Source organism: Pseudarthrobacter enclensis, from assembly GCF_001457025.1.
GTDB lineage: Bacteria > Actinomycetota > Actinomycetes > Actinomycetales > Micrococcaceae > Arthrobacter > Arthrobacter enclensis.
The window spans coordinates 779,923-805,512 of record NZ_KQ758599.1; the positions used below are offsets into that span (position 1 = coordinate 779,923).

Sequence of the window (25,590 nt, forward strand, 5' to 3'; positions counted from 1 at the left end):
GTGTGACCGGTTACCCGGCTGTTCGCCCGGGTCTTCTACTAACTAGGAAGCGCGGCGGGCACGGGCGGCGCGGCGCTTGAGGGCACGACGCTCATCTTCACTCATGCCGCCCCAAACGCCGGCGTCCTGGCCGGATTCGAGAGCCCACTGGAGGCAGGTATCTACTACCGGGCACCGGCGGCAGACACTTTTGGCTTCCTCGATCTGCAGGAGGGCGGGTCCGGTGTTCCCGACGGGGAAAAAGAGTTCCGGATCCTTGTCGAGGCACGCTGCGCGGTTACGCCAATCCATGCTGATTAGTTGCTCCATTTCTGGGAATCGCCCTTTGTGAAATTATTCACTAGTGGCTACAAAGGAAAGGGGCCCGGCAGGGCCCCCTTGGTCATCTTCATCAAGCCTGTCATGTTAACGCTGTGTAAACAAGGGGTAATAACGCCTGATATCCCGGGAACGCTGAGCGATACATCACACTGTTGGTGCTTGCCCTCACCAATGTCCGACTATGTCCGGTAGGGTGCCAGTGTGTCAAGACCCCCTTCGACCCCGTCAGACCCGCCGCCGCCCGCCGGCGAGACCCGGCCCGGGGACGGCCCCGCCGGTGGAGCAGGCCAGGGTAAGCCCCCGGTGGCTGTCTTGGTGATCGCCCTGGTCGTCGCAGCGGAAGCCACCGCGCTCCTGGTGGCCGCCGGCTGGTATGCGTTCGAGCTGTTCAGCGGCAGCCCGGTCCTTTCCTTCTGGGGTGCAGTTTTCACCCTGGGTCTTCTGCTGGCCTTCTCCGCATGGCTCTATGCAGTGTCGGTTTTCCTTTTCAGGGGCTATCGCTGGACCAGGGCAGCCGCGCTGGTGGCCCAGCTTTTTGTCCTCACCATCGGCTTTCCGACCCTGTCGGGCGGTCTGGTCCTGGCCGGTCTGGCCATGGTGGTCCCTGCGCTGGCGGCTCTGGTACTGCTGTTCCACAGCACCGTCATCGCCTTTGCCTCCCGCACCGGAAATGCCCCGCCCGCCCTCTAAGTCCGCACAGCCTGCGTTCCCCGGCTCCCGTACTCACCGGGTTGGCGGCGACCAGGCCACCTGGAGCGGTAGTGATTCTCCGGCCGAGATCAGAACCGCACGGCCGGGTGGAGGGCCCGGTTCGGTTTCGACTCGGAGGCCGAAGAGATCTCCGTCAGCCGCGGAGCGGGGCGCCAGCAAGAGGCCCGTGCCCCTGGTCCTGGCGTCCAGGACAAGGGGCACCCGCTGGATCAGCAGCGGGCTGTAGCCGGCCGTGACAACAACGGTGTGGCCCAGCGATTGAAGCCCGGCCAGGTCGTCGAGAGCGGCGGGGGACAACCGGTCTGCATCATCGGCGACCATGACAGCGTCCGCGGGCAATCTCCCTGCGGCAGCATCCGACCGCACAGACTGCCAAAAAGTGTGCGGTTCCTCCGTTAGGGGCGACAGCCACCGGATCCCCGGGTTGAGCTCCTGAAGTGCCCTCAGTGATGCAGTCTTGCCGCTGCCTGCATGCCCAAGGATGCAGAACACGCCGGCGGCGGGCAGCGGCAGCAGGACGGGGTCCAACTCGTCGCCGCCCAGCCCCAACAGCACGCCCGGTCCCGCCAGCTGGCTCCGTCCTTTGACTGCAGCGGCACCCGCCAGTGCTGCCGTCTTTACCTCGGCAACCGTGACCCTCGAGGACAGGGCCTCCACCCTGAAAGGTCGCCTTCCCCGCGGTACTGCGTCAGCGCCCGCAACCAATGGCGGCTGCTGATCGCAGGACGGTGCCCCGCTGTAGATTTGGCAGGCCGCGGGCTCCGGTCCCACGAGGGCGCCGAAAGCCACAGCCCTCCCTTTCACGTGCGTGGTGGCGGGCATCCGCGGCCACGACAGCCTGCTGTCCTCGTTGGAACCGGCCGGGAAGTACAACCGGTTGGGGACCGAGCCGCCGAACCGGGCATTGGCGAGCTCCCGTTCCCCGGAGATGGCGACTGTAATTCCTGCCCGCTGCCCGTCCCGGACCAGGTCATGCACCAGGTCTTCCGCCCAGGCGAGGGGTCCGGACCTGAAGGCGGAGACCCATGAACCCCACCCCGTGACGGCCACCAGGAGGGGAACCGCGCTGCCGGACGGACGGTTGATGCGCTGTTTGACCTCGTGGGCCAGGCGCTCCAGAACCCTCGCCGCGCGCCGAAGCTCGTGTACTCCGACGTAGGCTCCTGTCCGGGGGTGCCCAGCGGCGTCCTGAAGGGCCCCGGTTGCGTCCAGGAGGTAGCAGTGCGCCTCATGCGGATGCGACAGCACCAGCCGGAGCGCGAGTTCCAGGGTTTCACCGGCACCTGAGGCCGGTGACCCGACGAGGGCCAGGTGTCCGTGGATGACCGGCTGCCACTCCAACGCCGCAACGCGCTGCTGGTGCGGCAAATCGACCGCCCCCAGGTCGAGCTTCCACGCGGGCGTGCTGCCCGCGCCCGCCGGTGCTGTTGTCCCCGCAATTACTGGCCGCGGTTCGCTGAGCGTCAGCGGCAGCGGCGCCGCGACGGGCTGCCGCGGCGGCGCTCCTCCTGAAGCGGCCCATAGCCCGCACACCAGGTCGATCAGTGGGGACGCGGCTTGCGCAGGAGTTGGCGCCTTGCCGGCTGCAGCATCCCCGCCGGTGTTCGCAAGGTACTCGGCAGTGAGCTGCACGGTGACCGCCTCATCCGCTGCCCGGGTGCCAGGCGCCGAGAGGCTGGCCGCCTGGAATTCCTCCGGGAGTTCCATGCCGCGGGACGCAAAAGCCCGTCCTGGACGCTCCACGGGAATACCTGCCGCGTCTTTCGTGCCAATGATGTCCAGGGACTCCATGTCCGACTGGACCCTCAGGGCGATGCTCGACGTCACGTTGGCCCGGATGTCCGCCGTTAATGCTCCCTGGGGCCGCTGGGTCGCCATCACCAGGTGGATGCCGAGCGACCGCCCGATGGCAGCGATACGCATTAGTTCACGCAGCACCTCCGGTTGGTCGTCCACAAGCATCCGGAACTCATCGATGACGACGATCAAGTGCGGAATCGCGGCCTGCCCGCCGGTCCGGTCCGACTGGTAGGTGGCGAGGTCCGGTACGTTGGCAGCTCCCATGGCCTGTTCGCGAAACCGGATCTCCGCGCGGAGCGAGACCAGCGTGCGTTCAAGTCCGTCGGCGGCCAGGTCCGTCAGCAGCCCCACGCAGTGCACCAGCCCGGCCAGGGGGCCGAGCCCGGAGCCGCCCTTGAAGTCAACGAACAGGAAGTTCAGGTGGTCCGGCGGGTGGCTCATGGCCAGCGAAACGACAAGCGACCGGAGCAGTTCAGACTTTCCCGAGCCTGTGGTTCCTGCCACCAGGAGGTGCGGGCCGTCACTGTCCGCGTCCCAGCTTCGGATTGCCCCGCCAGCGGCCAGCCCCAAGGGCGCTGCCAAACCGGGGGACAAACGGGCAGCTTTCCACCGGGCAGCAGTTCCCGCTGCCGAGAGGTCCAGGATGTCCCCGAGTGCGCAGCCACCTGGCAGTGGACGACTCGCCGGACTACTTCCGGACCCGGCCGCCGCGACCCGGCAAAAGGCATCGAAAACCTCAGGCGGTGCGAGGTCGGGTATGAACGGGACGCTGGATTCCCCCTGGTGGAACGTGGAACAGGCTCCGCTGAGTTCGACAGCGGGCGGGGCGCTGTCCCCACCCTGCGTGGTGAAGGTCAGTACTTGCCACCCGTGATGCGCGCCTGCTGCAGCCAGCAGGCCGTCGTCATCCGCAGTGGTGCCGGTCAGGATGAGGACGCCGTGGCTGCAGTCCGGCGGCGGTGGCTGCGTCAACAGGCGCCGGCACGCGTCTACTGTCGAGGTCAGCGTCACCCGGGGGAGGAACCGCGCGGGCAGCGGAAGCCGGTGCGGCAGGCCGTGAGCGACTACGAGTGTGCTCCTGGCGCATGGATACCCCGCAAGCTGCATGATGAGCGCCCGCACCATTCCGTCCAACTCTTGGCGGGTGCCCCGGAAGATCGTTTCCCGCCGGGACGGTTCCAGCAGAAGCGGCACAATTCCCGCGGTTACACCCGGCGGCGCCGCGCTTGGCGGCTCCACCCTGATGTTCGCCGGCTGCAGCCCCAGGCCAAGCCGCAGCCAGGCACCGCCCTCACTTGCGCCCGCCGGCGGACCATCCAGGTGCCCGGCACCCAGGGAAAGCTCGGCGAGCGAAGGCCCGGCCCGACGTAGTCGTCCCTTGTCCTTCCGGACGGCCTCCCGAATGGCGGCAGCAGTCTCCCGCCGCTGCCTGCGGCCCGTCAGGAGCGGGATCAGCACTGACACCGCTGACGCTCCAGCAAAAGCCAGGAACATCCACATACCTGTCAGGACTGCGAGGCCGATGCCGATGGCGAGCGGAAGCGTGGCTGTGAGTAGAAGGACAGTGCGGTTGCCCGGATCCAGCCTGCAGGCGACGCCTATGGGCTCCGCCACGGACGTGCCCGCCTCGGCCGGCACGCCCTGAGCGTCGTCCGTGAAGACCAGTGACATTGCCGAGTTGCCGCAGCGGATCCCCGACGCAGTGGAAACAACGGCGCTCCTGATCCTCTGTCCATCCACCCAGGTGCCGTTGGAACTGTCCAGGTCCTCAAGGTGGATGCCCGTGTCAGTGACGGTCAGCAGCGCATGCTGCCGGGACATCGCGGCATCCGGGATGACGATGCGGGTGCCGCTCCTGCCGATGGTGTACGTGCCCCTTTCCAGAATGGTGACGGTGCCTGCGCCGCTCCCGCTGTGGACGGCGAGGGCCAGGCCACCGTGCTGCGGGCCGTGACCTCGCCCGGGCACCGTACGGCGGGAACGCCGTGCGCTCGCGCCGTCGACTATGACCGCGCCCGTGACGAGCGGGTGCCTGCCCGCCACCAGCGACGTCAGGCTCCTGCCTTCCACCGTGCAGTCTCCGACACCGAATCTGACTTCGAGTTGCCTCTGTATATCCTCGCCGGAGGTACCATCCTGCGCCTCGATGGTCAGTTCAAGCGGGCGGGCGCCCAGGCCCGGGTCCACGGCGCTGGTCAAGGTGCAGTGAAGTGTCATGGCAAGTCCTTTGAACGTTGATGCCACGCTAGTGGGCTGCAGTGCGCTTCCTAATGCCCCACATTGGCTATGTGGATAACAACAGAAGAGCCCGGAGGGACTACCCGGCGCAGCTTCCCCCGGCTACGATCGCAGCATCTGGGCTCCACCCCGGGGAGTCCGCCGGCCATGAGGACAACTGTGAACACCGTCGCCGCCACCGCTGATGTTTCCCCTGAGTCCGTCATCGGAAACGGGTCCACAGTCTGGCACCTGGCACAGATCCGTGAGTCCGCCCGGCTGGGCACCAACTGCGTCATTGGCCGCGGCGCCTATATAGGTCCCGGGGCGGTCCTGGGCGATAATTGCAAGGTCCAGAATTACGCCCTCGTCTACGAACCTGCGGTCCTGGCCGACGGAGTTTTCATCGGCCCTGCGGCGGTGCTGACCAACGACGTGTTTCCGCGGGCGGTCACTCCCGACGGCGGGCTGAAGACGGACGAGGACTGGGACAAAGTAGGGGTCACCATCGGCCAAGGCGCCGCCGTAGGCGCCCGCGCCGTCTGCATCGCACCCGTCACGATCGGCTCCTGGGCCACAGTCGCCGCCGGCGCTGTCGTCACCAGGGACGTGCCGGATTTCGCCTTGATGGCCGGGGTGCCGGCGTGCCGGATCGGGTGGGTCGGCCGCGCCGGGCATCCATTGAAGCTTGACGGACCTTGGTGGGTCTGCCCGCAGACAGGAAACCGGTACGAGGAACGCGAAGGAACCCTCCGCGAGCTCTGACGGTGGCCCTGGTTCCCCTCTGCGCGGCTGCCGATTCGACTGGCTCTGCAGTCACTCGGGTAGGCTAGAGCAGCAGACAATGCTCAACATTGTGCTGCCCGCATTCGAACCAGGAGATTTTGTGACCGCTGACCTCGTCATCGTAGGGTCCGGCTTTTTTGGCCTGACAATCGCAGAACAGGCCGCCACTGAGCTCGGCTTGAAGGTCGTCGTCCTCGACCGTCGCCACCACATTGGCGGAAACGCGTACAGCGAAAAGGAAGAGCAGACGGGCATCGAGGTGCATCGTTACGGTGCCCACCTGTTCCACACTTCCAACGAACGTGTCTGGGAGTACGTCAACAGGTTCACGACCTTCACCAACTACGTCCACAAGGTCTACGGCGTTCACAAGGGCGAGGTCTACTCGCTGCCGATCAACCTCGCCACGATCAACCAGTTCTTCCGCGCCAACCTCACTCCGGGCCAGGCCAAGGACCTCATCCAGGAGCAGGCTGGAGAGCTTGCTGGCACCGACCCGCAGAACCTGAACGACAAAGGCATCCAGCTTATCGGCCGGCCTTTGTACGAAGCCTTCATCAAGCACTACACCGGCAAACAGTGGCAGACCGACCCGAAGGACCTCCCGGCCGGCATCATTTCCCGGCTCCCCGTCCGTTACAACTACGACAACCGGTACTTCAACGACAAGTACGAGGGCCTGCCCACCAACGGGTACACCGCCTGGATCGAAAAAATGGCCGAGCACCCGAACATCGAGGTTCGGCTGAACACCGACTTCTTCGACGAATCGCACGAATACAGCAAGAACAAGGTCGTCGGCAACATCCCGGTGGTGTACACCGGCCCCGTTGACCGCTACTTCGAATACGCCGAGGGCGACCTGTCCTGGCGCACCATCGATTTTGAAGAGGAAGTACTCGAGGTCGGCGACTTCCAGGGCACCTCAGTGGTCAACTACAACGACGACGACGTCTCCTACACCCGCATCATCGAACCGAGGCACTTCCACCCCGAGCGGGAGTATCAGACCGAAAAGACTGTCATCATGCGCGAATTCTCGCGCTTCGCGGAGAAGGGCGACGAGCCCTACTACCCGGTTAACACATCTGCTGACCGGGACCGCCTGCTTAAGTACCGCGACCTCGCGGCAGCCGAAAAGGACGTTCTGTTCGGCGGGCGGCTGGGCACGTACAAGTACCTGGACATGCACATGGCCATCGGTTCGGCCCTCAGCATGTTCGACAACAAGATCCGGCCTCACTTCGAGTCGGGAGCCGACATTGAAAGCGGAGGAGTCGACGCATGAGCGTCCCCACCGACACCAGGAAGCAGACCAAGAACCAGGGCGGGTCCGTGACGACTGAACAGCAGAAGTGGCAAACCCTGCAGAGGGTCATCCTCCCCAGCGCCAGCCAAATGGACACGGTGCCCCTGTACATGGACATGGGCACCGCCACCGGAATCCAGTTGCCCACGGCCGGTGACCGGGACGGCAAGGCACCCAAAGCCCGGACCATCAGCAGCCCCACCAAGGAAGCCCACGTCGAGGATTTCCTCTCCCGGCACTCCACGTCCGTCCGGTCCGGGGAACGGGTCTCGTTCGGCAGCTACTTCAACGCCTTCCCGGCAAGCTACTGGCGCCGGTGGACCACCGTGGACAAAGTCCGCCTCCAGGTCCGCACCCAGGGCACCGGCTCCGTCATCGTGTACAAGTCCAACGCCCGGGGATCGCTGCAGCGCGTGGACACGCGCCGTGTCGAGGGCATTGCGGAGAACTTCTTCGAACTGTCGCTGGCACCCTTCGGTGACGGTGGCTGGTACTGGTTCGACCTGGTGGCAGGGACCGAGCCCTTGGTGATGCTCGACGCCGAATGGCAGGGTCCCGCGGTTGAAAGCACGCCCGGCTCGGTGACCCTCCAGATCACCACGCTCAACAAGACGGACTTCTGCCTGAACAACCTTCGGCTGCTCGCGGAAAGCGAGGATGCCCTTGAGCATGTGCAGGAAATCCTGATCGTTGACCAGGGCTCGCAGAAACTTGCGGACGCGGAGGGATTCGACGCGGTTAAGAAGATGCTCGGAGGCAAGCTGCGCATCATCAACCAGTCCAACCTTGGCGGCTCGGGCGGCTTTGCCCGGGGCATGTTCGAAGCCGTGGAAAATGGCAGCGACTACGCGCTCCTGATGGACGACGACGTAGTGGTTGAGCCCGAAAGCATCATCCGGCTGCTCACGTTCGCGGACCGCTGCAAAACCCCCACCCTGGTGGGCGGACACATGTTCGACCTCTACAACCGCACCGTGCTCCACACGTTCGGCGAGGTCGTCAACCCGTACCGGTTCCAGCCCTCGCTGCCAAGCGACGAGATGATCCTCGGCCATGATTTCCAGTCATCCAACCTGCGTCAGACCTCGTGGCTCCACCGCCGTTGCGACGTCGACTACAACGGGTGGTGGATGTGCCTGATCCCCACGCAGGTCATCCGGGAAATCGGGCTTTCCCTTCCCTTGTTCATCAAGTGGGACGATTCCGAATACGGCCTCCGCGCGAAAGCTGCCGGATACCCCACTGTCTCGCTTCCCGGTTCTGCGGTGTGGCATGTCTCCTGGATCGACAAGGATGACCTCGTCGGCTGGCAGGCATACTTCCATGCCCGGAACAGGGTAGTGGCGGCTTTGCTGCACAGCCCCTACGAGTTCGGCGGCCGTGTGATCAAGGAATCCCAGTACGCCGACGTCAAGCACCTCGTGTCCATGCAGTACGCCACAGCGCAGGGCCGGCAGTGGGCTCTGGAGGATGTCCTGAAGGGACCGGAAGCCCTTCCCGGACTGCTCCCGGCCAAACTTCCCCAGATCAGGGACATGATGTCTGCGCACTCTGACGCAGTGTTCAAGCCGAACCCGGAAGACTTCCCGGCAGCAAAGATGGACAAGCCGCCGCGCCGCGGACACGGGCCGTCCCAGCCTTCCAAGATTTCCCTGATTCCATGGGCTGCCAAGACCGTCGTGCGCCAGCTGGCAAGCCCTGTCAGGGAGACAAGTGTCGAGCGGCCACAGACTACCGTTGCCCACCAGGACAACCGGTGGTGGCGCATGTCGCAGTACGACTCCGCTGTCGTTTCGAATGCGGAGGGTACGGGAGCGTCCTGGTACAAGCGTGACCCCAAGCAGCTGCGGAAGATGCTGGCGGAAAGTGCCCGCCTGCACTCCGTCCTGCTGAAGGAATGGCCTGCCCTGAGCAGGAGGTACAAGGCAGCCGTCTCGGAACTGACATCCATGGAGGCATGGCGGAAGACGTTCGAGCAGCACACCCAGAACGAAGTAAAGTGAGCGGATCTTCACCTGCGGAGCTGACTAGTCCGGGGCTGGGAGGAGGGCTGCGCGATATAAGGCAATCAAGCTTCCTCCTCAAGCTGCTGGTGCGCAAGGAACTCAAAGTCCGTTACCGGGGCTCCGTCCTTGGTCTGCTCTGGTCCTACGTAAAACCCGGTGTCCAGTTCATCGTGTTCTACGTTGCCCTCGGAGTGTTCCTTGGACTGGAACGCAGTCCAAGGAACCCCGAGGGGCTCCCCAACTATGCGGTGTACCTGTTCTCAGGCATTGTCCTGATCAACTTCTTCTCGGAAGCGTTGGGCAACGCCTCCCGGTCGATCGTGAACAACGGGAACCTGATCAAGAAGATCTACCTCCCGCGGGAACTGTTTCCGGTCGCTTCGGTGTGGGTGTCCGCCGTGCATTTCTTCCCGCAGCTGGTGGTCCTCGTCGCAGGGTGCCTGCTCGCGGGGTGGCACCCGAACCTGTTCCAGCTGTTGGCTGCGGTTGCAGGCTTCATCATCGTGGGGCTGCTGGCTACCGGCCTTGGCCTGCTGTTTGGATCCGCGAACGTGTACTTCCGCGATTCTGAGAACCTCGTGGACATGCTGCTGATGGTGGCCACCTGGGCTTCCCCGGTGATGTACGCGTGGTCGATGGTGGAGACAAAGCTTGGCGAGGCGTGGTTTGCCGTGTACCAGGCAAACCCCATCACCATCGGTGTTGAGCTGTTCCACTACGCATTCTGGTTCCCCACGACAGACGGAGCCACGGCCATGCCCCCCAACCTGTTCACGCTGTGGTTGCCGCTGGGCCTGGTGGTTTCCCTGGCGGTAGTCATTTTGGGGCAGTACACATTCCGGCGGCTTGAGGGCCGCTTTGCACAGGAGCTGTGAGTGGTCAACGCGATAGAAGTTTCAGATATCAGCAAACAGTTTGTCCTGCGGCACACACGTTCCATCAAGGAAGCCGTGGTGTGGCTCGTCAAAGGCAGGAAAGGCGACCTCTCAGAGAAGTTCCATGCCTTGAAGAACGTCTCGGTGGATATCAAGACAGGTGAAACCGTGGCGTTGCTTGGCCTCAATGGGTCGGGCAAGTCGACGCTGCTGAAGCACATCTCGGGCGTGATGCTGCCGGATTCCGGCGCGGTGCGCACCCGGGGAAGGGTGGCAGGGCTGATCGAGGTAGGTGCCGGTTTCCATCCGGACCTTTCCGGCCGGGACAATGTCTTCCTCAACGGTGCCATTCTGGGGATGACGGAACAGCAGGTTAAGGAACGCTTCGATGACATCGTCGAGTTCTCCGAGATCGGGCAGTTCATCGACACAGAGGTCAAGTTCTACTCGTCGGGAATGTACCTGCGGCTGGCTTTCTCAGTGGCGGTCCACACCGACCCGGAAGTGTTCCTCATCGATGAGATCCTGGCGGTGGGCGACGAGCCCTTCCAGCGAAAATGCATCGACAAGATCCAGGACCTTGCGCGCGACGGCAAAACGCTGGTTGTGGTCAGCCATGACCTGGACCTCGTCTCCAGGATTTGCGACCGCGGCATCCTGCTCGAGCACGGCAACGTCAAGTTCGACGGGCCCATCCATGAGGCTGTATCGATCCTGCGGACCTGATCGGCCGCCTCCCGGGCAGCCGTACGGTGTACCCGGGATTCCATACTGACAACGAAGACGGCGCCCCACGCCGTTTGCGGCCAGCGTGCCACTGACTTATCGGAGGATTTTTGTCCTGGTTTGATGCAGCCCCTCAGTTTTTGCTCGCAGTGGCTTTGCTGTTCATTCCAGGGCTGGCCGTGGCTTTGGCAGCCAGGCTCCGCGGGTTCCGCCTGGCAGCAACTGCCCCGGGAATCAGCGTGTCAATTGTTGCCATCTCGGCCATTGCCGCGCCTTTTGCGGGCATCTCCTGGTCCCTGGTTCCTGTCCTGGCCGTCACCATCATCGTGGCCGCGCTGGCTTGGGTACTGTCAGCCGTCATCGCCCGAAAGAGCGAGAACGCCACGGCCGCCGAGCCCGCCCCGGCGAAGCGCGGTTTGCTGGCGGCGTCCGTCACCGCGGTGCTGTTGGCCGCCTTCCTGATATTCCGTCGCTTGGTTGCTGCGATCGGCACCCCGGAAGCGTTCTCACAGACGTTCGATAATGTCTTCCACCTCAACGCGATCCGCTACATTCTCGATACCGGGTCCGGATCCTCACTGACGCTGAATGCCATGACCGGTGCTGCCTCCTATCCCGCAGCGTGGCATGACCTGGTTTCGCTCCTGGTCAGCGCCGGGGGCAGCGGCATCCCGGAAGCAGTCAACATCATCAACATTGTGGTGGCTGCCCTTGTTTGGCCGCTCGGCTGCATCTTCCTGGCCCAGACAATCTGGGGAAGCAGGCCTGCCGTCCTGGTCTCGGCCGGTGTCCTGTCGGCAGCTTTCGGGGCCTTCCCCATTTCCCTGCTGGATTTCGGGGTGCTGTATCCGAACTTCCTTGCTGTTGCGCTCCTGCCCCTCGTCCTGGCCATCACGCTGGACGTGATCGGGCTGTCTCAGGTGCGGGGCATCTCCAGGGTCATCGCCGGCCTGGTTTTGCTTGCAGTGCTTCCGGGGCTTGCCTTGGCCCACCCGAGTGCCGCCATGGCGTGGATCGCGATGATGGCGCCCCCAGCCGTCTACGTCTACGCGCGGTTTGCCGTGCGTACCCTCACTTCCACGCGGGGCCGCAAACGGGTTGTGGCTGCTGCCTCCTTCACCGTGGTGGCCGTGGCCGCCGTCGTGCTCGTCCGAGTCCTGTGGAATGCTGTGAGGCCACCCGCGGAAGCAGCTTTCTGGCCGCCTGTTGAAAGCACCGGACAGGCCATCGGAGAGGTGATCGCCAGTTCCGCGATCGGCAGGCCCGTGGCGTGGGCAGTGCTCCTGCTGACCGTCATCGGGCTCTACGTGACCATCAGGTCCGGCCGCCAGTTGTGGCTTCTGGGAACCTATGCAGTGGTGGCGTTCCTCTTCATCGTCGTCAGTTCTTTTCCTGCCGATGACTTCCGCAGCTTCTGGACCGGCATCTGGTACAACGACCCACCCCGGCTTGCCGCGTTGCTGCCGATGGTGACCATTCCCTTCGCATGCCGTGGCGCAGTGGTGGTGTGGGATCTGGTCGTCAGAGGTGTAACGGAGGCGCCGGGGATTCTGCGGCGCAACGCTTCTGCACGTGGCGGGCAGGCCGATGGAACCGGCAGTGTGCAGCCGGGAACGTACCTGGTGGCCGCCGGCCTGGTCGCCGTGCTGGCTCTCGGCTTCGCCACGCAGCGCGGCAATGTCCGGCAGGCGCAGGACTCGATGGCCGGGTCCTACCGCCTTTCCGAGGACTCGCCCTTGGTCTCCAGCGATGAATTGGAACTGATCGACCGGCTCCCCGATGAAGTGCCGGCGGATGCAGTCATGATCGGGAACCCTTACAACGGAAGTTCACTTGCCTACGCGCTGGCGGACCGCAGGCTGGTTCAGCTGCACATACTCAGTGCCATCCCGGACGGGACCGCCCCGCTGCTGAACGGACCGGTTCCGTCGAAAGACGATCCTGCTGTCTGCCCCACGGTGGAAAAGCTGAACATCGAATACATTCTCGACTTCGGGCACCGTGAGGTGCACGGCAGGGACAGCGGGTACAAGGGCCTGGACAGCCTCATCGCTTCCGGAATGGCCACTCTCGAAGACTCAGAAGGAGACGCGAAGCTTTACAAACTGCAGCTTTGCGGAAACTGACTGATTCAGTCCGCGCCGCACGCGTGCGGCTCAGGCCTTTTGCCACAGCCGTAAACCGGGAATCAGCAGGCCCAGGAACAGGATCGCTTCGCTGAGTGCCATGGACAGAGCGATGCCGTCCACCCATCCGCGGGTCGCGGCCACGAACATCAAGGTCACCCCGACGATGGCCGAGATGAGGGTCCAGGCCAGAATCAGGCGCTGGCGACCTTGCGGCAGCAGAAGATTCCGGATGAACGGCGTACTGGCGGAGATGAACAGGAATGACAGTCCGTAAAAAGCGCAGGTAGCCATGCCGGCGCTCTTGTCAGCCCCAAAAATGAGCGACGTTGCCAGCGGACCCAGAAAGGTGAGGAGCGCGGCCCCGGCGAGTCCCAGGACAAGGTGGGAAGCGATGGCGGCGCCGTGGCGCTTCCTGGGACTTGCTTCCTGCGGTTCCAGGGTCCAGCCCTGAAACGTATTCCCAAGTGCCATCACCGAGAAGAGCCCGAAGCGGTAGACGGTGTCAGCGGAGCTGAAGCCGGCCATGACGGTACTGGGCACGAAGGCCTGTCCGATCGGCAACGGCGTTGCAGCGTAGGTGGTTCCGGAGAGGCTGATCGCAGCCGGGCCGAACTGACCGCGCAGATGCTTGAAGGTTCCGCGCCAGGACGCGAACGTCCTGCCCCTCTCGGGAACCGCTATTCTGTGGAACACCATGAGGCTCGCAATGACGGCCACGACCAGGATCGCCCCGTAAAGCCAGATCTGGGATGTCACCAAAATGACCGGGACTGCAAGGAGGGTGGCGACAACCCGGGGCATGGTGTCAAAGAGGGCAAGGAGTGTCGGCTTGCCGGCGCCGATGCAGAACCATGCCGGTGACATCCCGGCCACGGTGGTCGTCATGGACATCGCCGCGGCGTCCAGGCGATGCTCCGGGGCAGCCAGGCTCCAGGCCAGGGCAAAGACAAAAGGAACCACGACGGCAGACAAGACCAGCCGTGTCCGGATACTTTCGCGGTAAACCTCTGCCCGGTGCTGCGGTGCAGGGTTCTGTGCAATTTCTACGGGCCCGAGGGTATTCCATCCCCAGGCGATTACTGCCCCGCCAAAGGCGCCGGTTGCCTGACCGGCTGCAACGCTGGACCAACCGCCGGCACCGGCTACGTGGGCCACAACCGGTATAAGAAGGAAAGGTGTGACGAGCGACAGCAGCGGCAGCCCGGTAAAACCGGCAAGCCTCAGCCAAACAGCCTTCATGCGTTCAGTGTGTCCTTTTGTTTAATGGTGACTGGCGGTTCGCCGGGGGCATCCTCCTGGTCCGCCGGGAATCCCTTTTCCGGCTACAACCTGTCGTGGCGGACCAGGGGTTCCGGGCGTGGCAGGACCGCCGGGACCAGGTCAGGACCGGTGTTCCGCTTCCCGCCCGCCGGGTGGGAAGTTCGGCAGGATGATGCCCAGGCTGATTTCCAAGGCCCGTACGGGGGACACGTTGCCGCGGCGGACTCCTCCCACGAGAGACCGGACGAGCTGCCACCTGGATGGCCGTGCATACAGGTTCAACGCCTGGCGCAATTCCTGTCCGACGGGGAGCCTGGACTTTTCTGCGCGCTCCAGCAGAGTCCTGGCCATAAGCGTCCGCCAGCCAAGCCCTGTCTTATGGATAATGCTGCTGATGCTCCGCGGGGACGTACTTCCCTCGTACCGTTGAACGAACCGAAGAGTGTTGCGGACAGAGGTGGGCAGGCTCTGCCGGGATTCACCCACCACGTTTCCGCCGTGTTGGATATAGTCCTGGAGCACCAGATTCTCGATGTGCATCCCCCCGAGGACCAATGAACAAAGCCCGATCCAGTGATCGTGGTACTGCGAGGGCGCGGCCATCGAGGGGAAAGGCAAAGCCAGGTCAAGCACATCGCGCCGGAAGACGCAGAGCGAACCCGTGACCTGGTTGTTGGCGAGAAGATCGGCGGGGCCGACGATCCTTCTGTCGGTAAGGGTTCCGCTGGAGGAATCCCCGCCGGCCGCGGAGACCTGTGGAGGCACTACCCGGGCCTGGCCAGTGACTAGTGCTGCCTGACCGAGGCGGGGGAGGAGCGTCGCCAGCTTCTCGGGATACCAGTAGTCGTCCTGGTCGCTCAGGGCCACCCATTTGGCTTCGGCCGGCACTGCCTTGAGCGCGCGTTCGAAGTTGTGGTGGAAACCCAGGCGGTCTTCGTACCCGAGAACCTGGAATCGGCTGTCATCGCCGCATGCCCGCCGCACCATGTCCGCAACACGCTGGTGGTCGCCATCGACCGAAATAAGGCAGACGAACTCCTTGTGTGTCTGCGCCTGGATGGAGCGCAGCTGGCGGGCAAACAGGGGTTCGTCGGGCTGGTACGCCGCCAACGCCACGGCGCCAAACGGGGAGGCGGGGACGCCTTCGCCGGATTCGTCCCCGGGGCTCTCCGGCAGTGTGGTCATCGCGTGCCCGCCTTCCGGCCCAGTGCCACAAAGAACGCGCGCAGGAGCATGATCCTGGCGCGCAGGATGACCGCAACCGGCCTGCGCGACTTGGGCGTCGTGTTGTCGTCGTGCAGGCGTCGGGCCACTGTTGGCGCCGCCAAGTGGACCATGCTGCGGTTCCGGTTGCCCACGATGGCAATCCACTGGTCGTGGGTTTCGGTGAGGAACGTGGGGAAGGGAAGGATCATGTTCTTTGCCCGGGACGTGAAGGCCATGGTGCAGCCGTAGTACGGCCGGATACCGATCCACGTCATCACCAGGTTGGCCGCCCACCGGTTGCTGTCCGATTCCTTGAGCTGGATTTTGTGGTACCGGTTGGCCGGGCCACCGAACACGGTGAAATTGCTGGCAGCGAAGTCCTTGGTCTGCAGCGCGTTGACCAATGAAGTGACGCGTCCCTCCAGCCATACGTCGTCCTGGTCGGACAGCATGATGTACTCGCCCCTGCTGGCCGTGATGGCGCGTTCAAAGCTTGCAACGTAGCCCTTGTTAAGGGCATTTGGCAGCAGAACGATGCGCGGATCTGCTATCCGCCGTACCACGTCCAGGGTGGAATCCTTGGACGCATCGTCAACAATGACGAGCTCATCCTCGGGCGACAACTGCGCAAGAATGGACTCTATCTGTTCTGTGACGTACTCCTGCCCGTTGTAGGTTGCCATGCAGACGGACACCCGGACCTGGCCCTGCCCGCTCATGCACTGATCTTTCGCTGGAGCTGCGGGTCTATCTTTCCCAGTCGTCCCAGCCAGCCATCGACGAAACCGCGGGCAAATGCGCGGTACTGGCCCTTGCGGTTGGCTCCGTACAGCAACCGGAAGACGTCGCTTTCCACCTGGAAGCGGAGCCGGCGCAGCAGCCATACAGGGAACCTGGCACCGTACTGCCGCCACAGGTGGATGTTGTTCCTTGTCATGTAGTACACCCGGAAGGGGGCATGGGAATGAACATGGCGCTTCCTGCCCAGCACGGAGACATGCCAGCCAAACAGCATCATGGGCTGCGCCTGGCCCAAGGCATGCGTCATGTTGCAGCCCTTCCCGATCAGGGTGGCGAGGCCGTGCGACCGGACGCGAAGGTTGTATTCGGAGTCAACGCAGTCGATGAACAGCCGCCCGTCAAGCAACCCGGCGGTCTTGAACGTGGACGCCGGAATGACGGCACCGGACTGAAGGGGGTCGAACGCCTGGGGGAAACGGGCCCGCCTGGAGAGGAGGGGAACGTTAAGCCCGTTATGGGACTGGGCGCTCACAAGGCCGACGTCGATCCCGGCGGCGTGTGCCGCGGCGTAGGTTTCCAGGGCGGCGGCAATGTAGCCGTCATCAAGGGCGGAGTCCTGGTCGAGGGTGACCACGAAGTCCGGCGACCAGTCCTTCAGCGCTGCTTCAATGCCTGCATTCAGTGCCGCAGCAATCCCGATGTTGTCGGGCATGCGCACTACGGTGCACCCCAACTCCGCCAATTCCTGCAGTACGGGGCTGATCCCCTCAAGGTCCGAGCCGTCGTCGACCACCACCGTATGGACGACTTGCTGGTTGAGTTGCTTGACCCTCTCCGGGAGGTCCAGGGGAGGGTGGAAGGCCGAAATTACAGCCACCACCCGCGGGTCACTCTGGTGCGTCACGTCTTATGGTTCCTTCTCGCTTACCGAAATAGACCGTTCCTGTGCGTCAGGGAACTGCCAGACAGCAGGCTTCAGTCTATCGCTGGCCGCAGGGGCCCTCCATTCGGCCCGCGCCCGGGCCCGGCCTTCGGCAAAGCCGGGCGGCGAAGGCAACGCGGTAGCATTGACGGGGTGCTCATCTCCGGGCAGACAGATCCAACCCTGTGAATCTTCAAGAAAAGGACCTACCTGGCACATGGCCATTGATGTATTGCTTCCCTACTACGGGGACGTCGACCTGATGAAACTTGCGGCCCAAAGCGTCATGAGCCAGCAGTTCGAGGATTGGCGCCTCATTGTGGTCGACGACGGGTACCCCAGCCCGGAACCCCAGCGCTGGTTCGAATCCATCGCAGATCCCCGGGTCACCTACCAGAAGAACGAGACGAACCTCGGCGCCAACGGTAACTACCGCAAGGCCCTGGAACTCGCCGAAGCCCCCATTGTCGTGGTCATGGGCGCGGACGACATCATGCTGCCGAACTACCTTGACGTCGTCGCCAAAGCCTTTGAAGCCTACCCGGAAGCCAGTGTTGTGCAGCCGGGGGTCCAGGTCATCGACGAGAAGGGCCGGGCCTGCTCTCCGCTGGTCGACGTCGTCAAGAAGATCTACGCCCCGTCCACCAAGTCCACTGTCCTCCTTCAGGGGGAGAAGATGGCGACGAGCCTGGTTCGCGCGGACTGGGCCTACTTCCCGTCCCTCGCGTGGCGGACCGACGTCATTCGCCGTATTGGCTTCACCGAGGGCCTGCACGTGGTCCAGGACCTTGCGCTGCTTCTGGACATCGCCGCCGAGGGCGGGTCCATGGTGGTGGATCCGACCCTGTCGTTCCTGTACCGCCGTCACTCCGCATCGGATTCTTCCGTCAAGGCCCTCGACGGACGAAGGTTCGACGAGGAGCGGGCCTTCTTCGAAGGCCAGGCCCGTCGCTTCCGTGAACTCGGCTGGAACGGTACGGCGCGGGCCGCTGCCTTCCACACGACCTCGCGCCTGAACGCAGCCACCCTCGTGGCGCGCTCACTGATGATCGGTAAGACCGATTCACTTCCGCGGCTGCTGAAGCACGTCGTGTCCTGAATCGCCTTAAACGCCAGGTGGCTGCCCCGGGAAACCGGGGCAGCCACCTGCGTTTAAGGGGGTGATTAATCGGGAGGCAGGACGTCGGGGCGCGGTCCGCCACTGGCAGGGCGGCCGCCCGACGCACCGGCCTCGAGCTCCAGCAGCTTGAGCCGCAGGATGCCGACTTCCTCGGCGAGTACGCGGATTTCGTCCTCCGCCTGCGACTGCTCGAAGGAAAGGTGCAGGCAGACTGAAACCAGGAGCACCAGCGCCATGGCGAACAGCAGGTTCGACGGCACTTTCACGCCGAGCACACCGCTTAGCCAGAACAGCAATTGCGGAAATGCGGCCAGCACCAGGACGCCGATGCCGATGATGATCCAGATCACCGCGTATTTTTCGCGCAGGTGGCGTCGCCGGAGCATCTCAAAAATGATGACCAGGATGACCAGCACAAAAATGAAGCCAACAAGGGTGGCCATGGGAACTCCTAGTTGGACGACAGTTCGTTCTTCTTGCGGGTCAACGCAAAGAGGAGGGCAAATGCTGACCGGCCCAGGTAAATGGCGGCCTTGACGGGGTCGTGGCTGGGCGTTCCTCCCTGCCGCTCCCGCATTGACACACCCACTTGGCGCACAGTGCAGCCGGACCTGATGGCGACCACCAATGAATCGATGGTGTCGCCGAGATACTCGGCGGGGTAGTGGTCGACGTACTGCCGGATGGCCTTGGCGTTGGCCGCCCGGAAACCCGACGTCACGTCCGTCAGCCGGGTACCCGCGATCCGCGAAATGGTCCAGGCAAGGACGTTCATGGCCCACTTGCGGGGTCCGCGCACGGTGTAGTTGCCTTTATCCGCGAAGCGGGCGCCAATGACAATGTCCGCTTCCTGCAGCCCGTCCAGGACGGCTTTGATGTCACGGGGGTCGTGCTGGCCGTCGGAATCAACCTGGATGACCCGTGTGTAGCCGTGCATCTTGGCGTACTTGAAACCCGTACGCATGGCCCCGCCCACACCCATATTGAAAGGGAGCTGCACCACCAGTGCGCCGGCATCGCGGGCAACCTGGGCCGTGTTGTCCCGGGAGCCGTCGTCAACAACGAGCACATTGCAGTCAGGTCCGAATTCGAACACTTCCCGGATGGTGTTGCCGATGGCTTCCGATTCGTTCCATGCGGGCATGATCACCAGGGTACGGTGGGCTTGCTCTGCAGGAGTCATGCGTTATCGGTTTCCGCCTTCAGGTAGGCGGTCAGCCTCGCGTCAGCGTCAACCAGGCTGAAGCCTGTGGACCGGGCCTTGGCCAGGTCCAGGGCGCTGTTCAACGGACGCGGAGCTGCCGCTTTGTCCTTGAAATATTCAGCGGTGCTGACGCCGGTCACATCCGCGCGGGCGGCACCGGCCAGTTCATAGACGTCCGACGCGATCTCCGCCCAGCTCTTGACCGGTCCGTCGTTCGTGAAGTTGTACGTGCCGAAGGGGGCTCCGGTTGCCAGCAGATGGCTGATGAACGCCGCGATGTCGTCGGTGAAGCTGAGCCTGCCCGTCTGGTCATTGACGACCGAAGGCTTGATGCCCCGGCCGGCGAGGCTGGCCATGGTGCGGACAAAGTTGTTTCCTTCGCCGATGACCCAGCTGGTCCGCACGATGTAGTGGCGCGGGACGACGCTGACGACGGCGTCGCCTGCGGCCTTGCTCTGCCCGTAGACGCCGAGGGGCGTGAACGGCTCGTCCTCGCCGTGGACGTCCATCGTGCCGTCAAAGACGTAGTCGGACGAGACGTGCACCAGGGTGAGGTTATGCTCGACGGCGGTGCGCGCAAGGTTGGCTACGGCGGTCACGTTGACTGCCCAGGCGGCGGCCCGTCCTTCGCCGGTCTCAGCGGCGTCGACGGCCGTGTACGCGGCGGCGTTGACAATGGCGGAGTAGTTTTTCCAGTTCCGGTTCCTGAAGGAGTCCGGATTGGCGAGATCGAACTCACCGCGGCCGGCGAACTCGACTGCCGTGTCGCCGTCGTACTGTGCGCGCAGGGCCTTGCCCAGCTGGCCGTCAGCCCCGACAACCAGGACTTTTTTGGCGGGCATCGGCGCGACGTCTGCCATGCGGGGGTGGGCCTTGTCCTTGTCCGAGAGTTCAGCCTGGTCAAGGGGAATCGGCCACTGCACCGCGGCTGTCTCGTCGGCGAGGTTCAGGAACGTGTACTGACCCTGCGCATCCGCCGACCAGTGGTCGTTGACCAGGTAGGTGTAGGCCGTGTTGTCCTCGAGGGTCTGGAAGGCGTTGCCCACCCCGCGCGGGATGAAGATGGCCTGGCTCGGATCAAGCTCGGCGGTGAACACTGCTCCGAAGGACGGGCCTTCCCGGAGGTCAACCCAAGCCCCAAAAATACGGCCCGTGGCCACCGAGATGAATTTGTCCCACGGCTCGGCGTGGATGCCGCGGGTGGTTCCAGCCTTTTCGTTGAAGGAGATGTTGTTCTGCTCGGGCCTGAAATCCGGCAGCCCGAGGGCCACCATTTTTTCCCGCTGCCAGTTCTCCTTGAACCAGCCCCGGTTGTCACCGTGGACCGGCAGGTCGTATAGGACGACGCCGGGAATGGGAGTTTCGTGTCCGGCAAGCTTCTTTGAGAACTCCAGAGACATGGACTACTGGCCCTGTTCCTTGTATTTGGCTTCGGTGGCGGCTTTCTGTGGACGCCACCATTGCTCGTTGTTGCGGTACCAGTCGATGGTGTCCTCGATGCCGGCGTCGAAGTTGGAGAACTTCGGTTCCCAACCGAGCTCGTCGCGGAGCTTGGTGGAGTCGATGGCGTAGCGCAGGTCGTGGCCGGGGCGGTCCACTACATGGTCGTACGCGTCGGGGGACTGGCCCATGTGCTTGAGGATCAGTTCGACGACGTCCTTGTTGTTCTTCTCGCCGTCGGCACCGATGAGGTAGGTCTCCCCGATGGTTCCCTTGGCGATGATGGCCAGGACCGCGGAGGAGTGGTCGTTGGCGTGGATCCAGTCGCGGACGTTCTCGCCTTTGCCGTAGAGCTTGGGACGGACACCGTCGATGACGTTGGTGATCTGCCGCGGGATGAACTTTTCGACGTGCTGGTACGGGCCGTAGTTGTTCGAGCAGTTGCTGATTGTTGCCTGCAGCCCGAACGAGCGCACCCAGGCACGGACCAGCAGGTCCGAGCCGGCCTTGGTCGAGGAATACGGGCTGGAAGGGTTGTACGGGGTCTGTTCGGTGAACCGCTCCGGGTCATCGAGTTCCAGGTCGCCGTAGACCTCGTCGGTGGAGATGTGGTGGAACCGCTTGCTGTGCTTCCTGGCCGCTTCGATCAGCGTGTAGGTGCCGATGATGTTGGTGTCCAGAAACGGGCGGGGGTCGTGCAGGGAGTTGTCGTTGTGCGATTCGGCGGCGTAATGGACCACGACGTCGGTCTCCGCGACCAGGCCGTCCACCAGGGCGGCGTCAGTGATATCGCCTTCCACGAACGTGAAGCGGTCCTCGGGGAGCCCGCGCAGCGACTCGCGGTTTCCGGCGTAGGTCAGCTTGTCCAGGACAGTGACGTGATCATCAGTGTTTTCCAGTACATAGTGGACAAAGTTTGAGCCGATGAAGCCGGCTCCGCCGGTCACAAGAAGTCGCTGCATAATTCCCTAGGGTACCGGATTTGCCGCTGCACTAAGCGAAGGGAAAGATGGTGGGCATGCGCGGAATAATACTTGCCGGCGGAACCGGCTCCAGGCTTCATCCCATCACCCTGGGTGTCAGCAAGCAGTTGGTCCCGGTATACGACAAGCCGATGATCTACTATCCGCTGTCGACCCTGATCCTTGCGGGGATCCGGGACATCCTCATCATTACCACGCCGCACGATGCTGAACAGTTTGAGCGGCTGCTGGGTGACGGTTCGCGCTTTGGCGTGTCCATCACCTACAAGCAGCAGCCGTCGCCGGACGGCCTCGCGCAGGCCTTTATCCTTGGCGCCGATCACATCGGTGATGACAGCGTGGCCCTGGTCCTGGGAGACAACATCTTCTACGGGCAGGGCATGGGTACCCAGTTGCGCCGGTTCAAGACCATCGACGGCGGCGCCGTCTTCGGGTACTGGGTCAAGGATCCTTCCGCCTACGGTGTCGTCGAGTTCGATGAGCAGGGCAAGGCGCTGTCGCTGGAAGAGAAGCCGGCGGCACCCAAGAGCCACTACGCAGTCCCCGGGCTGTACTTCTATGACAACAACGTGGTTGACATCGCCAAGAACCTCAAGCCCTCGGCCCGGGGGGAACTCGAAATCACCGACGTCAACCGCGTCTACCTGGAGGCCGGAAAACTCCAGGTCGAGATTCTGCCGCGCGGAACCGCCTGGCTGGACACCGGAACATTCAACGACCTCAACGATGCGTCCAACTTCATCCGCACGGTGGAAAACCGGCAGGGCCTGAAAATCGGCGCTCCGGAAGAGATTTCGTGGCGCCTCGGGTTCCTCAGCGATGACGAGCTGCGCGAACGGGCCGAACCCCTCGTCAAGAGCGGATACGGCGCCTACCTGCTGGAGCTGCTCTCCGAGAACAGCAACTGACGGCTCAGGACTCGAAAGGAGGGGTGAAGCGTAAGCTTCACCCCTCCTTTGTCCTTCCCGGCGCGGGTGCTAGTAGGTGAGGTTCCGGCATCCCAGGGTCGTGTTGCCCGTGGTGAAGGGGGAGACCCCAATGCCATAGGTACACATGGTGTAATTGCCCTTGACCGTGGTATTGACGTTGATCGAGTATCCGTGGATTCCCGTGACATCAAAGGCCTTGTTTACGTCCGGGCGGCTGACTGTCGTTGAGAAGACGTATCTCGTGGTCTTGCCGTCGGGGCTGGTGACGTAGGCGTGCACGGGGTTCGACACACCAGGCATATCCGGGTCGTAGGTCCATCCGGTTGCCTCCAGGGAGGTGACTCCCGCCGCGGTCTTGAGGGACACCGAGTCAAGCGTTCCCACTGGTGCGCCGCTCTTGCCGGCATCCGCCGTACGGCAGCCAAGCAACGGGTTGCCGGTGGCCAGGGGGCTCGGCGCAATGGCGTAAGCGCAGGCCGTGTAAACCCCCGGGCTGGTGATGGGGATCGACGGGGCAAAGCCATGATCACCGGTCACACCGAACGCGGTGTTAACGTCCGCCCTGGGCCGGGACGCTGTATAGGCGTAGCCCTTGGTCGATCCGTCGGGAGAGGTGACGTAGATGTGGACGTCGATGGAGCGTGCTGCATCTGCCTTGTCCAGCGCCCATCCGGCGACGGTCAGGGAAGCGGACTCGGTCGTCTTGTTGACGGAGACGCTGTCGAGGCTGCCGGTAGGTGGCGCAACCGCGCCGACATTGACAGTGCGGCAGCTCAAGAGCGGGTTACCAGGGGCGAGCGGGCTCAGCGCGATGGCATAGGCACAGACCTTGTACTGCCCGGCGGCGGAAATTGGTATGGCCGCTGCAAAACCGTGGTTGCCGGTGATCCCGAGGGCGCTGTTCACGTCTGCCCTCGCCTGGGAGGCCACAAACGGGTAGCTCTTGCTGGTGCCGTCGGGAGATGTTACGTAGACATGGACGGAAATGGACCGTGCGGAGTCAGCGCGGTCAACAGCCCAGCCCCGGACGGAGAGCGCGGCGGTGGTGGAAGTCTTGATCAGGGATGCGTCGTCAAAGCTGCCCACCGGCGCGGCAGCGGGGGCAAAGTTGAGTTGCCTGCAGCCAATCTCGGTGTTCGAATACTCCCCGATCGCGTAGACACACAGCTTGTAGGTCCCGGGTGCAGTGATGGCAATGTCCCGCTGGTAGCCGTGGTTTGCGCCCATGCCAAGTGCCTGGTCGACGTCGGGCCTCGACAGGTTCGCCGGCATGACATAGCCGGTGCGGGTGCCGTCGGGTGCAGTCAGGTATGCGTGCGCTTCCGTGGCCGTCCCGGGATTGGCAGTGTCAATGGCCCACCCGCGCAAGGAGAGGGTTACTTTGTCGGCGGTACGGACCTCCTTGGCATCGTCGATGCTGCCGATAGGTGGCTCGACGCCGCTGACCGCCACCGATTTGCAGCCAATGGAGGTGTTGCTGAATGCACCGATGGCGTAGGCACACACCTGGTACGTCCCGGACTTCTGGACCGGTATGGACTGCTGGAAGCCATGCGATCCGGAAACCCCCAGGGCACTGTTCACATCCGGACGCGAAATGTTCGCGGGGATGGCATACCCCGTGCGGACGCCGTCGGGAGCAGTGACATAGACGTGGGCCTGTGTTGACGCCGAGGAATTCGCGAAATCGACGGCCCAGCCGCGGACATTAAGCTGGGTGGCCGAGCCGCTGCCCTGCACGGAAAGGTCGTCGAAGGATCCATCCGGTGCTGCGGCTCCGGCAAAGGTCCGCAGTGATGCGTAGTCACCGTTCCAGACGTTCGAGTCCCCGGCGAAGGGGCCTGTGGAGCTGTACTGCCAGATGGAGTATGTACCCCAACTGGCCGTCGGGACCGGCCCGGCGTTGTTTGTTGGCGAGCTCGGGTAGGCGGCAATCCAGAGCGGATAGTCACCAAAACCGGAGGGGTTGCCCAGGCACTGGTTCCACCAACTGGTGTTGGTGTAGATCATGGGGAGCCTGCCGGTCAGGGACCGTACCGTGTTGCCGAAGTCCCGGACCCAGGACTGAAGCTGAGCAGGGGACATGTTGTAGCACGTGTTGCCGAAGTAGAAGCCGTTGATGGTCCGGCCCTCGTAGGGGTTGAACTCGAAGTCCAGGACCGGCGGCATGGTGTAGCCGTCGGCAGACCACCGGCCGCCGTTCTGGACGAAGTAGCGGGCCTGGTCTGCCCCGGAAGACCAGTTGGGAATCGCGAAGTGGTAGGCGCCCCGGATCATGCCGACGTTCCTGGACCCCTGGTACTGGGAACTGTACGAGGGGTTGGTGTAGTAGTTGCCCTCCGTGGCCTTCACGTAGGCGAACCGGGAGCCCATGTTCCACTGCTGCTTCCAGTCAACCGTTGGTTGATGGCCGCTGACGTCCAGCCCCTGTACGCCGAAGGTAGGCATCCACGTCCCCTCGCTGGCGAGGGCTTCGGTGCTCAGCCTTTTGACCGGCGTGGAGGACGATGCAGTGACGCGCGCTGACCGTTGCCCCATCTCGGCGCCCCCGACCCCCACCGCTTCAGCCATGCCCTGCTGTGCTTCCGGGGATGGTGCAGGCGCCTGCGGTTCCGTGGGAGCAGTTGGCTCCCCGGCAGCCGTCGTGGGCGTGGCACTGGCCGGTGCGGATGCAGGGGCAGCCGGCGCACTCGTCTGCGGTGCCGACGCGGTGGGCGTCGGCGCCGGCTCGACGGCAATTGCGGCGCCAGTTATTCCGGGGCCGGCTGTCAGGGTGGCTGCCAGCAGCAATATCCCGAATGGCTTCAGGACGGGGCGACGGGACTGAGACTGGTTCCGCTTCATATTGGCTCCGGAGACAATGCGGCGCTCCCCCGAGCGCTCATTTCGCTAACGGATCCGGTTC

Annotated in this window: 20 protein-coding genes; 9 read left to right on the plus strand and 11 right to left on the minus strand. The window is 63.8% G+C overall.

Annotated features, from left to right (window positions below; all coding sequences use genetic code 11):
- Nucleotides 1–42 precede the first annotated feature (42 nt).
- Complete coding sequence (locus AS031_RS03535) at nucleotides 43–291, minus strand: WhiB family transcriptional regulator (protein ID WP_003804966.1); 249 nt, start codon at nucleotides 289–291, stop codon at nucleotides 43–45.
- Between the two features lie 333 nt (nucleotides 292–624).
- Between AS031_RS03535 and AS031_RS03540 the strand changes: the two genes are divergently transcribed.
- Nucleotides 625–1,011 carry a hypothetical protein gene (locus tag AS031_RS03540; protein ID WP_228379556.1) on the plus strand — a complete coding sequence of 129 codons (387 nt, stop codon included), beginning with the start codon at nucleotides 625–627 and terminating at the stop codon, nucleotides 1,009–1,011.
- Between the two features lie 33 nt (nucleotides 1,012–1,044).
- Here AS031_RS03540 and AS031_RS03545 read toward each other — a convergent pair whose 3' ends face one another.
- The gene (locus AS031_RS03545; protein WP_058266716.1) at nucleotides 1,045–5,049 is read right to left on the minus strand and encodes an FtsK/SpoIIIE domain-containing protein; all 4,005 of its coding nucleotides are present in this window, start codon (nucleotides 5,047–5,049) and stop codon (nucleotides 1,045–1,047) included.
- 168 nt (nucleotides 5,050–5,217) lie between these two features.
- Here AS031_RS03545 and AS031_RS03550 point away from each other — a divergent pair, with 168 nt between their 5' ends.
- The 6 genes from AS031_RS03550 (at nucleotide 5,218) to AS031_RS03575 (ending at nucleotide 12,877) form a co-directional block, all read left to right on the plus strand.
- A complete protein-coding gene (locus AS031_RS03550) occupies nucleotides 5,218–5,814 on the plus strand; it encodes an acyltransferase (protein WP_058266717.1) in 597 nt (198 codons plus the stop codon).
- A gap of 121 nt (nucleotides 5,815–5,935) precedes the next feature.
- Nucleotides 5,936–7,123 carry a UDP-galactopyranose mutase gene (gene glf, locus AS031_RS03555; protein ID WP_058266718.1) on the plus strand — a complete coding sequence of 396 codons (1,188 nt, stop codon included), beginning with the start codon at nucleotides 5,936–5,938 and terminating at the stop codon, nucleotides 7,121–7,123.
- Nucleotides 7,120–9,147, plus strand: coding sequence for a glycosyltransferase (locus tag AS031_RS03560; protein WP_058266719.1), 2,028 nt, complete (start codon nucleotides 7,120–7,122; stop codon nucleotides 9,145–9,147). The genes glf and AS031_RS03560 overlap by 4 nt, the downstream gene beginning before the upstream one ends.
- Complete coding sequence (locus AS031_RS03565) at nucleotides 9,144–10,025, plus strand: ABC transporter permease (RefSeq protein WP_058266720.1); 882 nt, start codon at nucleotides 9,144–9,146, stop codon at nucleotides 10,023–10,025. Before AS031_RS03560 ends, AS031_RS03565 begins: the two co-directional genes overlap by 4 nt.
- Nucleotides 10,026–10,751 (plus strand): ABC transporter ATP-binding protein, encoded by a 726-nt coding sequence (locus tag AS031_RS03570; RefSeq protein WP_058266721.1) that lies wholly within the window; start codon nucleotides 10,026–10,028, stop codon nucleotides 10,749–10,751.
- A 110-nt stretch (nucleotides 10,752–10,861) separates the two neighbouring features.
- The gene (locus tag AS031_RS03575) at nucleotides 10,862–12,877 is read left to right on the plus strand and encodes a DUF6541 family protein (RefSeq protein WP_058266722.1); all 2,016 of its coding nucleotides are present in this window, start codon (nucleotides 10,862–10,864) and stop codon (nucleotides 12,875–12,877) included.
- A gap of 30 nt (nucleotides 12,878–12,907) precedes the next feature.
- On the opposite strand, the gene AS031_RS03580 is transcribed toward AS031_RS03575, so the two are convergent.
- The 4 genes from AS031_RS03580 to AS031_RS03595 form a co-directional block, all read right to left on the minus strand.
- Nucleotides 12,908–13,840, minus strand: coding sequence for a polysaccharide biosynthesis protein (locus tag AS031_RS03580; RefSeq protein ID WP_228379558.1), 933 nt, complete (start codon nucleotides 13,838–13,840; stop codon nucleotides 12,908–12,910).
- A 420-nt stretch (nucleotides 13,841–14,260) separates the two neighbouring features.
- A complete protein-coding gene (locus AS031_RS03585) occupies nucleotides 14,261–15,325 on the minus strand; it encodes a glycosyltransferase (protein WP_058266724.1) in 1,065 nt (354 codons plus the stop codon).
- Nucleotides 15,322–16,065 (minus strand): glycosyltransferase, encoded by a 744-nt coding sequence (locus AS031_RS03590; protein WP_058266725.1) that lies wholly within the window; start codon nucleotides 16,063–16,065, stop codon nucleotides 15,322–15,324. Before AS031_RS03590 ends, AS031_RS03585 begins: the two co-directional genes overlap by 4 nt.
- The gene (locus AS031_RS03595) at nucleotides 16,062–16,991 is read right to left on the minus strand and encodes a glycosyltransferase (RefSeq protein ID WP_058266726.1); all 930 of its coding nucleotides are present in this window, start codon (nucleotides 16,989–16,991) and stop codon (nucleotides 16,062–16,064) included. The genes AS031_RS03590 and AS031_RS03595 overlap by 4 nt, the downstream gene beginning before the upstream one ends.
- A 235-nt stretch (nucleotides 16,992–17,226) precedes the next feature.
- On the opposite strand from AS031_RS03595, the gene AS031_RS03600 reads away from it, so the two are divergent.
- A complete protein-coding gene (locus AS031_RS03600) occupies nucleotides 17,227–18,108 on the plus strand; it encodes a glycosyltransferase family 2 protein (protein ID WP_058266727.1) in 882 nt (293 codons plus the stop codon).
- Nucleotides 18,109–18,173: 65 nt separating this feature from the next.
- Here AS031_RS03600 and AS031_RS03605 read toward each other — a convergent pair whose 3' ends face one another.
- Genes AS031_RS03605 through rfbB form a run of 4 tightly spaced genes read right to left on the minus strand, consistent with a single transcriptional unit; the run spans nucleotide 18,174 to nucleotide 21,735 of the window.
- Nucleotides 18,174–18,572 carry a DUF2304 domain-containing protein gene (locus AS031_RS03605; RefSeq protein ID WP_058266728.1) on the minus strand — a complete coding sequence of 133 codons (399 nt, stop codon included), beginning with the start codon at nucleotides 18,570–18,572 and terminating at the stop codon, nucleotides 18,174–18,176.
- An 8-nt stretch (nucleotides 18,573–18,580) separates the two neighbouring features.
- Nucleotides 18,581–19,312, minus strand: coding sequence for a glycosyltransferase family 2 protein (locus AS031_RS03610; protein WP_058266729.1), 732 nt, complete (start codon nucleotides 19,310–19,312; stop codon nucleotides 18,581–18,583).
- Nucleotides 19,309–20,733, minus strand: coding sequence for a sugar nucleotide-binding protein (locus AS031_RS03615; protein WP_058266730.1), 1,425 nt, complete (start codon nucleotides 20,731–20,733; stop codon nucleotides 19,309–19,311). Before AS031_RS03615 ends, AS031_RS03610 begins: the two co-directional genes overlap by 4 nt.
- Nucleotides 20,734–20,736: 3 nt before the next feature.
- Entirely contained in the window at nucleotides 20,737–21,735 is a 999-nt protein-coding gene (gene rfbB, locus AS031_RS03620) for a dTDP-glucose 4,6-dehydratase (protein ID WP_058266731.1), read from the minus strand.
- A gap of 56 nt (nucleotides 21,736–21,791) precedes the next feature.
- On the opposite strand from rfbB, the gene rfbA reads away from it, so the two are divergent.
- Nucleotides 21,792–22,664: a glucose-1-phosphate thymidylyltransferase RfbA gene (gene rfbA / locus AS031_RS03625; RefSeq protein ID WP_058266972.1), complete on the plus strand. Its 873-nt coding sequence runs from the start codon at nucleotides 21,792–21,794 to the stop codon at nucleotides 22,662–22,664.
- A gap of 69 nt (nucleotides 22,665–22,733) precedes the next feature.
- Here the strand turns inward: rfbA and AS031_RS03630 are convergent, their stop codons facing one another.
- Nucleotides 22,734–25,529 carry a lysozyme gene (locus AS031_RS03630; protein ID WP_058266732.1) on the minus strand — a complete coding sequence of 932 codons (2,796 nt, stop codon included), beginning with the start codon at nucleotides 25,527–25,529 and terminating at the stop codon, nucleotides 22,734–22,736.
- Between the last annotated feature and the right edge of the window lie 61 nt (nucleotides 25,530–25,590).